This is a genomic window from Agrobacterium sp. K11, from assembly GCF_059429395.1.
The window spans coordinates 1-13,210 of sequence record NZ_JCAHRB010000010.1 but is presented as its reverse complement, the minus strand read 5'-3'; the positions used below and the strand labels follow the sequence as shown (position 1 = coordinate 13,210).

The window sequence follows — 13,210 nt, the reverse complement described above, 5'->3', positions numbered from 1 at the left end:
CCACTAATAGAGTTAGAGCGGGATGGCGAATACCGCTTACACTTTTCACCGCCCCGATCAAATCGAAGGTCAAGCTGCCTTGATCTCGATCTTCCTCTGGTTCTTCTTTGCTTCAGCGCTTTTTGGAAGCCTCGCCTTGAGGAGGCCGTTTTCGAACATGGCCGCTACCTTGTCGGCATCGACGTTAACCGGCAAGGAGAAGCTGCGCTGGAAGGAGCCGTAACGGCGTTCGGAAACATGATATTCTTTTTGTTTGTCTTCTTTTTCCTCCCGCTTTTCACCCCGGATAGTCAGAAGACCGTTTGAAAGCTCGACCTCTATGTTTTTCGCATCAAGGCCGGGGCATTCAGCAATAACCTCGTAGGTATCATCTTTCTCGACCAGATCGACCGCCAGTGAGGTGCTCCATCCATTCAGGCCGGAAGAGGTGCCGCCGAAAGAGGAGTGATCAGGTGCATGCCACGATGAGGGAGCGAAGCCGTCAAAAAGCCGATCGATCTCGGAGCGAAGGGTATCAATCGGGGACCAGAAATTTCCCATCGATTTGACCGGCGTTTCATTGGAGCTCACCGGAAGTTTGGTTTGGGCCAAAGTCATGATATTTCTCCTGTAATTGAAGAAAGATGACGCTTGAAACGGCAACTTGACGTCATTTCAACCGCGTACCGCACTTCATTGAGTATCCCGATTAAACACCGCGCAATCAGGCCCGCATTGACAGGATCAATGCCACTCTTCACCGAGTTCAAGCCGTTGATCGCGTCGGCAGGGCACCTTGCAATGATCGGTACGGGATTTGGAGTTTCTCCATTGCGATTGACGAAGATCATCGCGGGTCTGCAATCCTTTATGCACACTCTACTCATCGAATTGATCATCAATAGGAAGGAGCCATGTCCATGTCCGTGAAAACCATACTTGCTGTCATCGGTGCACATGATGCCGCGGCAGATATCAGTCAGGCGATCGACCTTGCTCGCGAACTAGACAGCCATCTCTCCATTCTCGTCCTCGGCGCGGCGCTCTCGCCCGTTACCGCCGACTATCCCGTTACGACGGTCTGGCTAGAGGAGCGGCAAAACGAAATTGATGAACTGATGAAAATCAGGAAGGAGGCGGAGAACCTTTGCAACATAAATGGCGTCACCTACGACGTAGATCAACTTTATGAAGACCGTTTTATCATTGAAAACAATCTCTGCATGCGGGCCATGTGTGCCGATATCGTCGTCGCCGGTAATGGTATACGTAAAGATATCGACCTTCGTAAAACGGTAATGGCTGCAACGATATTCGATGCTCGCAGCCCGCTGATGTTTATGGCAACTCAAGGCAGAACAAGCCTGAAGCCCAAAAGAGTGCTGCTGGCCTGGAATTCCCGGCCCGAGGCAGCACGCGCGGCCAAGGAGGCTTTGCCTATGCTGGTGCGTGCGGATGCGGTTCATATCGTTCTGGTTGACCCGGACGGGTCCTATCTCTTCAATGGCGGAGAACCGGGTGCAGATATCGCTACCTTTCTTTCTCGCCACAACGTTAAGACCATCGTCGAACAACTGGCGAGTGCTGAAAGAAGTACCGAAGCCGTTATCCAGCAGCGCGCACGGGAGATCGGTAGCGACATTATCGTCATGGGGGCCTATGGCCATTCGCGACTGCGGGAGCGGATTTTCGGGGGCGTCACGGCATCGATATTGGACGAATGCCAGTTGCCGGTCTTTTTCGCCCGATAGCGCTATCGGATCTGCCGGAGAGAATTACGCTTGCGTGTAATACTATACCGCGACTATGGGCGCCTTTGCTCGGATTAACCATCTTCTTATTCGAAGGGCGCGCAACGCATTAAGGACGACCGCGACGTCAATCACTTCCTGGACAATTGCGCCCTCGACTGGTCTGAGATACCCGAACGATGCAACGGTCATGGCGGCTACGGATAGCCCGATTCCGGCCACGACGCTCTGCATCGCTATCCGCCGGCAGTCTCTTGCGATTCGTACGCCGTCGCCGATGCGTTCCAGCCGTTCGGCAAGCAGAACCGCATCCGCTGCTTCAACTGCTGCTGCCGATCCATGCAGGCCCATGGCCAGTCCGATATCCGCCGCAGCAAGTGCCGGCGCGTCGTTCACCCCGTCGCCAACCATCATGGTAGGCGCTTGACGGACTTCCTTTTGCACCAGTTCGATCTTTTGCAGTGGCGTAAGTTCGGCCCTGATTTCATCGAGGGGTAATCCCTCGGCAATGCGGCGCGCCACATCGGCGCGATCGCCGGTCGCTAGAATGATGCGGTTAAGCCCGAGCCGTTTCAGTTCGGCCAGGGCTTCTCCAGCACCCTCGCGAAGCGCGTCGCTAAAAAGCAGTGTGCCGGCAAATTTTCCATCAACAGCAATCGCGGCGGTCATCACTTCTGCCTGCCCGAGAGTTGGCACGTCGGCTACCTTCGAAGCTATATAGTTCAGACCACCTATGGCAACTTGCGTGCATCCTATCGTTCCTGAAATCCCTTCGCCCGGTTTTTCCGAGACGTGCGTGGGCGGCGTCAAAGCAAGGCCGCGGTCAAGGGCGGCCGCAACCACGGCGCGCGCGGCCACATGGTTGGAGCCCTGGTCGAGAGAGGCAATCAGCCCGAGCAGATGATTTTCATCCGCCAATGCATTGATGACTGCAAGATGGGGCTGACCGTCGGTAAGAGTTCCGGTCTTGTCGAGAACGAGTGTTCTTACTTGCCCGAGCTTTTCAAGAATATCGGCCCCTTTTACGATGAGCCCAGCACTCGCTGCACGCGACATACCTGCAGTCCACGCCATAGGAACGGCCAGGATGAGAGGGCAGGGGGTTGCGACGACGAGCACGGCGACCGCACGGACCGGATCACCACTCAGCAGCCATGCAAGTCCCGCTATCGAAAGCGTCGTCAGGAGAAAGGCAAGGGCGTAGCGGTCGGCCAGACGCGACATATGTGCCTTGCTGTTGTGAGCAGCCTCGACCAGCCGGATGATTCCAGCGTAGGTGCTCTCGCTTGCCGGTTTGGTGACAATCATTTCGAAGAGGTTGCCAGCATTGGCAGACCCGCTCATGACAGGCTGTCCGCGTTTTCTGTTGACGGGTAACGCTTCGCCGGTGAGTGCCGCCTCGTCCAGAACGGCGTCTTCTGCAAGCGCACCGTCAGCAGGCACAATGTCGCCCCTTCGCACCACAAGCCGATCGCCGGTTTCGACCGCCTCGATGGTGATTTCTTCCAGATTTTCGCCCCGGCGCCGCGTTGCCAATCGGGGTGCCCGCTGCAGAAGCGCTGTCATGTCTCGTCGCGCGCGACCTTCGGCGATGCTTTCCAGATATTGACCGCCGGAATACATCAGGGCGACGACGGCGGCAGCCAGATGTTCGCCGAAAATCAATGCCGAGCTCATTGATAACAGCGCGATCGTATCGAGTCCGAATTCCTTTCGCCGGAGGCTGACGAAAATCTGTCCCGTAAGCGCAAGGATCACAAGAATGGTCGTAGCTATCAGCGCGGTATCGTAGACAACATTGAAACCACCAAGCAATCCGATGAGGGCAATTGCAAGTCCCCCGAGCGAGGTGACGACTAGCGCTGGACGTAGTCGCTTCAATATATCGGCAAGGGAGTGATCGCGCATTATGGCCCTCCACGATGGAAGTCACGGAATTGTCTATGATACCGACTGTCGCGCTGGCGGCGTTGTCTTGCCCGCAACCTCAGCCTTGCCAGGTCCAGTTGCGGATTTCTGGCATGTCTTCGCCATATTCCCGGACGTAACGTGTATGTTCCGCAAGTTTTGCCTCGAGCATTCCCACAACGCCTGCAGCCTTATTCCTGAGGCCTGGCACACGATCGATTGCCGAAAGGGCGAGGTGGAACCGGTCGAGTTCGTTCAGAACCGTCATATCGAAGGGCGTCGTGGTTGTCCCCTCTTCGATGAAACCGCGGACATGGATATTTTGGTGGTTGGTACGCTTGTACGTGAGCCGATGGATCAGATATGGATAGCCGTGATAGGCGAAGATGACCGGCCGATCTGTGGTGAAGAGGCGGTCAAATTCCTCATCCGACAGCCCGTGCGGGTGTTGTTCCTGCGATTGAAGCGTCATCAGGTCAACGACGTTGACGACGCGGATCTTCAGTTCGGGTATCGCCTGTCGTAGCAGGGTCACGGCGGCCAGCGTTTCCATCGTCGGCACGTCGCCGGCGCAGGCCATCACGACGTCGGGTGCTATGACACCATCCTCATTACAAGCCCAGTCCCATATGCCGATACCGGCCTCGCAATGCTTCACCGCCTCATCCATGGTCAGCCATTGCGGTTCCGGTTGCTTGCCGGCTACGATGACGTTGATGCGGTTCCATGTCCTCAGACAATGGTCGCCGACCCAGAGCAGGGTGTTGGCGTCCGGCGGCAAATAGATGCGGACGATATCGGCTTTCTTGTTGGCGACGAGGTCGATGAAGCCAGGGTCCTGATGGGAAAAGCCATTGTGGTCCTGCCGCCAGACATGCGAGGTGAGCAGATAGTTTAGCGAAGAGACCGGCTTGCGCCAGGGCAACTCACGAGCGACCTTCAGCCACTTGGCATGCTGGTTGAACATGGAATCGACAATGTGGATAAAGGCTTCGTAACAGGAAAAGAAGCCATGCCGGCCGGTGAGGAGATAACCTTCCAGCCAGCCCTGGCACAGATGTTCGGAAAGCACCTCCATCACCCGTCCGTCGCGTGACAGGTGGACATCGTAAGGCTTGATTTCCTGCATCCAGACCCGGCTTGTGGCGTCGAAGACCGCTCCGAGGCGGTTCGATTCCGTTTCATCCGGTCCGAAGATGCGGAAGTTGGCGTCAGTACGGTTAAGCTTGAGAATATCGCGCAGATATCTGCCGAGGATTTCTGTCGTTTGGATCATAAGCGCGCCACGTTTTTCCACCGGGATCGCATAATCGCGGATATCCGGTACGCGAAGCTCCTTGCGCAAAATGCCACCATTTGCATGCGGATTGGCACCCATGCGCCGTGTGCCGACCGGAGAAAGGGCGCGCAGCTCCTCTTTCAGCCGGCCGTTCGCGTCGAAAAGATCATCGGGATGGTAACTGCGCATCCATTCTTCGAGGATCCTGCGGTGGCCTTCGTTCTCGCGGCAATTGGCGACCGGCACCTGATGGGCGCGCCAGAAGTCTTCGACCTTCTTGCCGTCTACTTCCTTGGGTCCTGTCCAGCCCTTGGGACTGCGCAATACGATCATCGGCCAGCGCGGCAGGCCATCCAGTCCCCCGCCACGGGCATCAGCCTGAATGGCGCGGATGCGGCCGATGGCCTGATCTAGAGCGGCCGCCATTTGCCGGTGCATCTTTTCCGGTTCATGTCCTTCGACAAAGAATGGCTCATAGCCGTAACCCCGGAAGAGATGGTCGAGTTCCGTATCGCCCATGCGGGCGAGCAGGGTTGGACTGGCGATCTTGTAGCCGTTAAGATGCAGAATGGGCAGCACCGCCCCGTCGCGCGAGGGGTTCAGGAATTTGCTGGAATGCCAGCTTGCCGCGAGCGCTCCGGTCTCGGCCTCTCCATCACCCACAACACAGGTGACGATCAGCTCCGGATTGTCAAAGGCCGCGCCATAGGCATGCACCAGAGCATAACCGAGCTCGCCGCCCTCGTGAATGGAGCCGGGTGTTTCCGGAGCGGCATGGCTCGGTATGCCGCCTGGAAACGAGAACTGCCTGAAAAGTTTCCTCATGCCCGCAGCGTCCTCGGAAATCTGCGGGTAGATTTCGCTGTAGCTTCCTTCGAGATAGGTGCTCGCCACCATTCCAGGTCCGCCGTGGCCGGGACCGCAGACATAGATCATGTCGAGATCGCGGTTGCGGATTTGACGGTTGAGATGGGTGTAAATGAAATTGAGGCCAGGTGTCGTACCCCAATGGCCAAGCAGGCGCGGTTTGATGTGCTCTGCCCGCAGCGGTTCGCGCAGGAGCGGATTGTCCAGCAGATATATCTGGCCGATGGAGAGGTAATTGGCGGCGCGCCAGTAGCGATCCACAAGCGCGAGTTCCTGAGAGGTGATCTCGCTCGCTGTCATCGAAATATTTGTGGGCTGCATAGTACGGCTCCTTGGAATTCGGTTCAGTTTGCGAAGTACGGACGAGGCGTCATCCGCCCGGCTGGAAAATGGAGAAGCACTCCTCAGCGATCATCTGCTCCTCGTCTGTAGGGACGACATGGATGGCAATCCGGCTTGCCTTGGAGCTGATCGTCAGCGCGTTGCGCTGATTGGCGTGCCCGTCAAGCTCGGCACCCAGCCAAAGCAGGCGGCTTGCGATCCCGGCGCGGATATCCGGCTGGTTTTCACCTATGCCGGCCGTGAAGACCAGCCCGTCCAGCCCGCCGAGGGTTGCAGTCAGACGGCCGATCTCACCGGCGACCCTGAGTATGAAAAGCTCGATCGCTTCGCGGGCTTGCCTGCCATTGTCCGTGAGAAGCTCACGGGTGTCGCCGCTAAGGCCCGAAACGCCGAGAAGACCGGATCTGTGGTAAAGTATGTCTTCCAGCTCCGCTCGCGTTTTCCCGAGCGACCCGAGGAAGTACAGCAGCACCCCCGGATCAATCGCACCGGGACGCGTCGCCATGGGAATGCCGTCTAGGGTGGAAAAGCCCATACTCGTATCACAGCTTTTGCCGTCCTCGATGGCGCAAAGACTTGCGCCGCTGCCGAGATGGGCGATGATTACCTTTCCGTCGGCGATCTCGGGCGTCCTTTCGGTCAGAGCTCGCGCCACGTTACGAAAGGAAAGCCCGTGAAAGCCATAGCGCTTTATGCCTTGGTCGTGAAAGATGCGGGGAATGGCGAAGCGTCGGACAAGGTCAGTCTGCGTTGAATGAAAAGTCGTGTCGAAGGAGGCCGTCTGCATGAGTTTCGGTCGCAGGTGCGTCACTGCCCGGACCAGTCGCAACGCCTGCGGCTGATGCAGCGGCGCCATGTCCACGAGTGAGCGCATCCGTTCCATGGTTTGATCGTTGATCCGGACCGGACCGTCGAATATGTCGCCACCATGCACGATGCGGTGACCGGCAGCCGTGACGCTGTCGAGATCGAAATGGGCTGCCAGCGCGCAAAACACCTCATCCATCAGTGCGGCAAGGTCTTCCTCAGCATCGCTTTTCAAGGGTAGATCAAGCCGGGTCGGTCCCTCCGCCAGATGCAGCGTCAACGGCCGATCGGAAAAATCAACCACTGCCTTGCCGATGCGTTTCGGTGTTTGCCGGTCGAGCCTGAAAATACCGATCTTCACCGTTGAGGAACCAGCATTAAAGGTCAGGAGGAGTGTCTCATGCATGCGAACTCTCCGTTTGCGGCGGGCATATCGCCAGTGCTGGCGGCCATTGCGTTTCCGTAGTGGCGTGATGCTCCCTCCTGGAGCCTCTTTCATCCTTCAGCTTCTCTAACCTATCGGCGATCTTTCGCCCTTCTGCCTTGACATAGCGCAATCCCCGGTCGTTTCCCGAGTGGTTGTCGCCAGCAAATTCATGCGTTGGTCGACCGCTGTTGATCGCTGTCAATGTGAAAATCCCCCGGAACCGGAAGATCGGAAAGATCATTCGGGAGATTATAAATGTCAGGAGATTACGAGGTCGGTTTGCTCACCGTTTCCAATGTTGTTCGCGCCTATGCCGTCATCCAGCATCTTTTCTCGTCGGTTTCCTTTAAGGAGTGGCAGGCTGCCACGGATACTGATCATAAACGGCGCGATTGGCTCACCGTAACCGATAGCGCGGGAGTGATCCGCGGTGTCTGCTATGTATTCGTCACCAGCTACCCACAATCGCCGCAAATGGAGGTTCCGGTCTTTGCCTCCTTCAGCCTGTTTGACGAAAAGGGCGTTGCGCGGCTGCTGTTCGAAAAGATCAAACAACAAGCCAGAGAGCTGAAATGTCAGCGTATTCATTTCTGGCCTGCCGGCCCGAAAGGCTGGTCGATCGTCGCAAACCCGCACGATCGACACGCACCCGCCACCGGGCTGGTCTATGATCTTCGTACCGTTGAAGGTGACGGCTCTTCAATCGATGCGACAAAGACATAACCGACGCCGCGAACAGACTTGATGATGTTTGGATGCTTGCTGTCGGTTTCGATTTTTCGGCGCAGACGTGCGACCTGCGCGTCGATGGACCGGTCGAATGCATCCAGACGGCGCGATCGCGTTTCCTCCATTAGAAAATCACGTGTCAAAACCCGACCTGGATGCCTGGTAAACGTCACAAGCATATCAAATTCACCGGTCGTCAGCTCAATCTTGGACCCTCCGCACGAAAGAAGCTGGCGGCGAGACAGGTCGAGTGACAAGCCGTCGAAGCAAAGCATTTCATGTGGGCGCGGCCGATTGACCGGCAGACGGCGGCGCAGGATCGACTTCAGCCTCGCATGTACCTCGCGAAGATGAAACGGTTTGGCAATATAGTCGTCAGCGCCGATCTCAATGCCCACGATGCGATCCACTACGTCGTCACGGCCGGTCAGCATGATGATAGGCACATCCGAATCCATCCGGACTTCTCGGGCGAGATCAAGACCATCCTGAGCACCCGGGAGGGTGAGATCAAGGAGGATCGCGTCGATTTCATTGCGTCTGAGATGTGATCTCATCTGGACACCGTCCGCCGCGGCGCTGACGTGATATCCCTCTCCTTCAAAAAAACGCGTGAGCATCTGTCGCACCCTTACGTCGTCATCGACAATGAGCAAGTGACCCTGGTTCGCTGCCATTCTCTTGACCTCGCGTTACAATTTGTCACGAACTGAAGCCGTTCGTCACAGTTCAGGCATCATTCAGTTATCTTGCCGGGCTTAACTCCATCAGGAAGCAGATGGAGAACAAGATGTACAGCACCGGCGAATATCGCGCTTCAACTCATCAAATTTCGGCACCCGCGCACGATATTTATTGTTTGCGGGACATTTTTCGCAATCAGCCTGCCGAGCATCTGAAGGTCGGACGCTCGCTGTTCCTTGAAGGGGACGAAGCTGCACATATTTTCGAAGTAAGTGATGGCGTATTGCGGATGTTCAAAATTATAGCAGATGGCCGCCGTATCATCACCGGTTTTCTCTATGCAGGCAATGTTCTCGGCGTATCGTTCGGCAAGCGCTACCTTTACAGCGCAGAAGCGGTGTCCCCTGTAACGCTGCGCCGGGTTACGCGCAGGCATTTCGAGAAAGCCGTCGGCGACAATGACAGACTGCGACCCGAAATATTTGCGCTTGTTTCGGACGAAATGGCTGTCGCCCAAGACCAGATGGTGCTGCTGTCAAGCAAAAGCGCCGAGGAGAGAATGTGCACGTTTCTTCTGAAGTTTCTCCAGCGTAAAGCACAGCAGGGGGAGTGGGAAAAAACGATCGAACTCCCCATGTGTCGTCAGGACATTGCCGATTACCTCGGGCTCACGATCGAAACCGTTTCGCGGACCCTTACAAAGCTCATCAAAAGGGGCGTCCTTCGGATCGAAAATGCCGGGGCGCGTCAGGCAATAATAGTCGAGAAGCCGCTTCTGCTTGCACAATTGGCGGGTGACAGCGATGATTACTCCGACGTGCGGCAGCAACTGGTCGTTCAAGGTGGACGGCACCGCCACTAGCAAGCGTCGCTCGACGGGACAACGATGCCTGAAATTTTGCCTATCGAAGAGCAGGGCAAGCTGCAGCTTGAGGCCCTCATTACTCTCCTGGATGGTGCAAGCATCGTCATTCACGGAATGGACGGCAGGATCAAGGGCTGGACCGCGGGTAGTGAACATCTTTATGGCTGGAGTAAAAACGAGGCGCTTGGAAAAATTGTCCACCAGCTTCTCTCCACCCAGTTCCCGATGCCGCTTTCGGAGCTCAGACGGCGTGTTTCCCGACAGGGATCATGGAGCGGCGAAGTCGTTCATTACCATAAGAATGGTCACAAACTTCTGATCGCAACGCGATGGTCATTTGTCGATTTCGGCGGCGACCAGGCACCTGTGGTGGTTCAGACAAACAATGATGTGACGGACTTGAAAAGAATGCAGGACGAACTGGCCCGGCGCGAGGCGCACCTTCTTTCCATTCTGGAAACCGTTCCCGATGCGATGGTTGTCATCGACGACCGGGGCATCATCTCATCCTTTAGCGCGGCGGCTCAACGGCTGTTTGGCTACGAAGCGAACGAAGTCGTAGGGCATAATGTACGGGTGCTAATGCCGGATCCAGACCGGGCCGCGCACAACGGTTATATAGAGCGTTATTTGTCTACCGGGGAAAGGCGGATCATCGGATACGGTAGGGTGGTAACCGGACAGCGCAAGGATGGATCACGTTTTCCGATGGAGCTGTCGATAGGTGAGTCGATTGCCGACGGCAATCGTATTTTTACCGGATTTGTCCGCGACCTGACAAGCCGGCAAAAAGTAGAGGAGGAGTTGCGCCAGTCGCAAAAAATGGAAGCGATTGGTCAACTGACCGGCGGTCTGGCGCACGACTTCAATAACCTTCTCACTGTCATCAGCGGCAACCTTGAAATGGCAGAAAGCATGCTCCGCGACGAAGGCGTTCGACGTCTGCTTCGAGAAGCCCAGGATGCCGCTGAGGACGGCGCGAGGCTGACACGACAGCTTCTGGCCTTTGGCCGCCGCCAGCCGCTCAACCCCCGTAGGGCAGACATAGGTCAACTCATTAGCGGCTTTTCTGAATTGATGCGACGCACGCTCGGTGAGACAATCGAATTCAAGACGGTCACAACCGGTTCGCAGAACGAGGCCCTGGTCGACAGTTCTCAACTACAAAACGCGCTTTTAAACCTCGCTATTAATGCCTGCGATGCCATGCCAAAGGGTGGAACCCTGACAATAGAGATAGCGCCGGTCAAATTTGATATAGACCATGCGCGAATGTTCCCGAATATAAAGCCGGGTAATTATGTGCAGATTTCGGTCACCGATACGGGAACGGGTATGACGCCGGAGGTCAAAGACAAGGCATTCGAACCTTTTTTCACCACTAAAGACGTCGGAGCCGGGACGGGTCTGGGGTTAAGCATGGTCTATGGCTTTGCCAGACAGTCGGGTGGCAATGTCCAGCTTTACAGCGAATTGGGGCGGGGGACGACGGTGCGGATTTTTCTTCCTGCGGCCCCGAACATTGCCATACCGTCGGAGGACGCCACCAATGATCCACCAGTCACAATTGCTTACGGCAGCAGGGAACGAATTCTCGTCGTTGAGGACGATGCCCGCGTCCGTCGTATCGCGGTCGCGCGACTTGTTGCTCTTGGCTATGGCGTTGTGGAAGCCTCCAACGGCGTCGAGGCTCTCGAGCAGCTTGAACGCCATCCCGATATTGACCTCCTTTTTTCCGACGTCGTGATGCCAGGTGGCATGGCGGGCGATGAGCTTGCAGACCGTGCCCGGGGTTTGCGACCGGACATCAAGGTTCTGTTTACGTCGGGTTATGCCGAACCGGCTGTTGCCGGGCGGCAGTTGGCGGCCAAGGGAAGGTGGCTAAGAAAACCCTATACCGCCCGCGAACTGGCGGTGAGCCTGCGCGAAATCCTGGATTAGACTGCTGTAGGCGGTAAGTGGCGTCGTTCTTACTTCATATAATAGCCGTTGCTGGGAAGACCGACAGCGGCAATGACAGGATGACGTCCGATAACTATCGCCGCACTCCCATTACTACGAAAGCAACCCAGCCAAATCGCTCAGTATCAGCCATTGTCCGGAAGCGTGCCCTTTTTTTCAATCGCGGTCGTCGGTCAGGGGCAGTGCCTGAGCTCGGCGGCGTACGTCGACCTCCAAGGTACCTGAGACGATTGCGCCCATTGCGAGCAATGCGAAGGTCGCGTTGGCCAGCCAGCCAATTACGGGAATGAAGTTCAAGAGGGCCATCACGGCCAGCCCTGTGAGGAACTCGCCTATCTGGGTGAACATGCACTTGCGCCCCATATTGCCTCAGGCGATCTCATTCCTGTTTTGGAAGACTGGTCTCCCGAATATCCGGGACTTAGCCTTTATTTCTCGCAACGGCGACACATGCCAGCCAAACTGCGTGCCTTCATCGAACTGATCCGAGAGCGTTCTACTAGCGATAACTGATAACCAGAGTCTATCTTACTCCTTAACCGCGTCGTTGGTTCATAGCTCTTCAACGCGAATACCGCCGCAAATTGTTTCCATTTTCAAGTTGCGGACGTAGCTTGGCGGGAAGTCTCCCGATCAATGCGCGGGCGACTCTCAGATGCAGATCGTCCCTAGGTGAGGCTGGATGATGCAGGTAAAGGTCTCGGCCGCTTCAAACATCGGCGTGCTTTATGACGTGAGGCGCCCAGGTGGATCGCGAGATTTCGTCTTCGGTCGGGTTCACCGTGTCATACTCCTCCAACAGCGTTAGGAACGCACTATTTGAATGCATGATATCCTCAGGCTTGAGGAATCCCCACTCACATTCCTCGCAATGCGCATAGATCATCTGCCGGGTCACGTCCTTCTGGAGATAAAGGCGGCCCTGATTGTCACACTGTGGGCAGGTCCCGACATAATAGAGTCTCGCCATCAATGATTGCCGCTCCCGCCATCCAAGCCGGTGTCGTTGCAGCCGCCGGTATGTGGAAGGTAGTCGTGACCGCCAGAGCTATCCGTAACGCCGCTGCCGAACACTCGCCGCAATCCCTCTCTCCGAGGCCAGATGAAGACCAACAGCACGAGCAGGACCAAGGCGAAGCTACCAGCCATCATGAATTGCAACAACAATTCCAAGTCTCCTCACTGCGTGATTTCACGGCTAGCATAGTCCGATCAGCATGAGATGGAACCAGAAAGAGACCGGGTAAGCCGCCGAATTGCATAAGTTCCCAGCATATATCTATAGCCGATAAACTCTCCTGCATCCAAGTTGATATTGAGGGGGCATCGATATGCTGGCTGGATGCGCGTTTTAAGTTCAACCATCCTGCAATACTGTGGATCGGATACCGGGTGTTTTCTCAGGACTAAGAAACGGATGATTTTACCGGTAGCAAATTCAGCTGAAACGTAACCCAGCATCGTACGGTGGGGCGCATTATCGGGGGAGGACGTGCCTGAAGGCCAATTTCACTGGCTTACAGTTTCCGGACGTGGGTTAGATGAAGTGCCAGTGGGGGGAGAATCTCCCCGAAGTGCATCATGCCTGTATTTGAGGGTAGGGGATCATG

11 protein-coding genes and 1 pseudogene are annotated in these 13,210 nt (G+C 56.2%); 5 read left to right on the top strand and 7 right to left on the bottom strand.

What is annotated here, in order from left to right; translation table 11 throughout:
• Nucleotides 1–69 precede the first annotated feature (69 nt).
• Both AC5SEO_RS18395 and AC5SEO_RS18390 read right to left on the bottom strand, forming a co-directional pair.
• Nucleotides 70–597, bottom strand: coding sequence for an Hsp20/alpha crystallin family protein (locus tag AC5SEO_RS18395; protein ID WP_076846204.1), 528 nt, complete (start codon nt 595–597; stop codon nt 70–72).
• Nucleotides 594–830, bottom strand: coding sequence for a hypothetical protein (locus AC5SEO_RS18390; protein WP_162647858.1), 237 nt, complete (start codon nt 828–830; stop codon nt 594–596). The genes AC5SEO_RS18395 and AC5SEO_RS18390 overlap by 4 nt, the downstream gene beginning before the upstream one ends.
• Nucleotides 831–899: 69 nt before the next feature.
• Here AC5SEO_RS18390 and AC5SEO_RS18385 point away from each other — a divergent pair, with 69 nt between their 5' ends.
• A complete protein-coding gene (locus AC5SEO_RS18385; protein WP_236742563.1) occupies nt 900–1,730 on the top strand; it encodes a universal stress protein in 831 nt (276 codons plus the stop codon).
• 42 nt (nt 1,731–1,772) lie between these two features.
• Here the strand turns inward: AC5SEO_RS18385 and AC5SEO_RS18380 are convergent, their stop codons facing one another.
• The 3 genes from AC5SEO_RS18380 to AC5SEO_RS18370 form a co-directional block, all read right to left on the bottom strand.
• Nucleotides 1,773–3,545: a heavy metal translocating P-type ATPase gene (locus tag AC5SEO_RS18380; protein WP_076846213.1), complete on the bottom strand. Its 1,773-nt coding sequence runs from the start codon at nt 3,543–3,545 to the stop codon at nt 1,773–1,775.
• A 172-nt stretch (nt 3,546–3,717) separates the two neighbouring features.
• Complete coding sequence (locus AC5SEO_RS18375) at nt 3,718–6,105, bottom strand: phosphoketolase family protein (protein WP_495363911.1); 2,388 nt, start codon at nt 6,103–6,105, stop codon at nt 3,718–3,720.
• Between the two features lie 49 nt (nt 6,106–6,154).
• On the bottom strand, nt 6,155–7,339 hold the full coding sequence (locus tag AC5SEO_RS18370) for an acetate/propionate family kinase (protein ID WP_065703963.1): 1,185 nt from the start codon (nt 7,337–7,339) through the stop codon (nt 6,155–6,157).
• A 276-nt stretch (nt 7,340–7,615) separates the two neighbouring features.
• Between AC5SEO_RS18370 and AC5SEO_RS18365 the strand changes: the two genes are divergently transcribed.
• Nucleotides 7,616–8,083, top strand: a complete 468-nt coding sequence (locus AC5SEO_RS18365; RefSeq protein WP_495363910.1) for a hypothetical protein — start codon at nt 7,616–7,618, stop codon at nt 8,081–8,083.
• Here AC5SEO_RS18365 and AC5SEO_RS18360 read toward each other — a convergent pair.
• Nucleotides 8,026–8,766, bottom strand: a complete 741-nt coding sequence (locus AC5SEO_RS18360; RefSeq protein ID WP_076846208.1) for a response regulator — start codon at nt 8,764–8,766, stop codon at nt 8,026–8,028. The two genes, AC5SEO_RS18365 and AC5SEO_RS18360, sit on opposite strands and share 58 nt — an antisense overlap.
• Nucleotides 8,767–8,879: 113 nt before the next feature.
• On the opposite strand from AC5SEO_RS18360, the gene AC5SEO_RS18355 reads away from it, so the two are divergent.
• A complete protein-coding gene (locus AC5SEO_RS18355; RefSeq protein WP_495363909.1) occupies nt 8,880–9,635 on the top strand; it encodes a helix-turn-helix domain-containing protein in 756 nt (251 codons plus the stop codon).
• A 24-nt stretch (nt 9,636–9,659) separates the two neighbouring features.
• The gene (locus AC5SEO_RS18350) at nt 9,660–11,579 is read left to right on the top strand and encodes a hybrid sensor histidine kinase/response regulator (RefSeq protein WP_495363908.1); all 1,920 of its coding nucleotides are present in this window, start codon (nt 9,660–9,662) and stop codon (nt 11,577–11,579) included.
• Between the two features lie 177 nt (nt 11,580–11,756).
• Here the strand turns inward: AC5SEO_RS18350 and AC5SEO_RS18345 are convergent, their stop codons facing one another.
• Nucleotides 11,757–11,948: a hypothetical protein gene (locus tag AC5SEO_RS18345; protein WP_495363907.1), complete on the bottom strand. Its 192-nt coding sequence runs from the start codon at nt 11,946–11,948 to the stop codon at nt 11,757–11,759.
• Here AC5SEO_RS18345 and AC5SEO_RS18340 point away from each other — a divergent pair.
• Nucleotides 11,928–12,113 (top strand): annotated as a pseudogene (locus AC5SEO_RS18340) (LysR substrate-binding domain-containing protein); the annotation flags it as partial. The gene AC5SEO_RS18345 and the pseudogene AC5SEO_RS18340 sit on opposite strands and share 21 nt — an antisense overlap.
• Between the last annotated feature and the right edge of the window lie 1,097 nt (nt 12,114–13,210).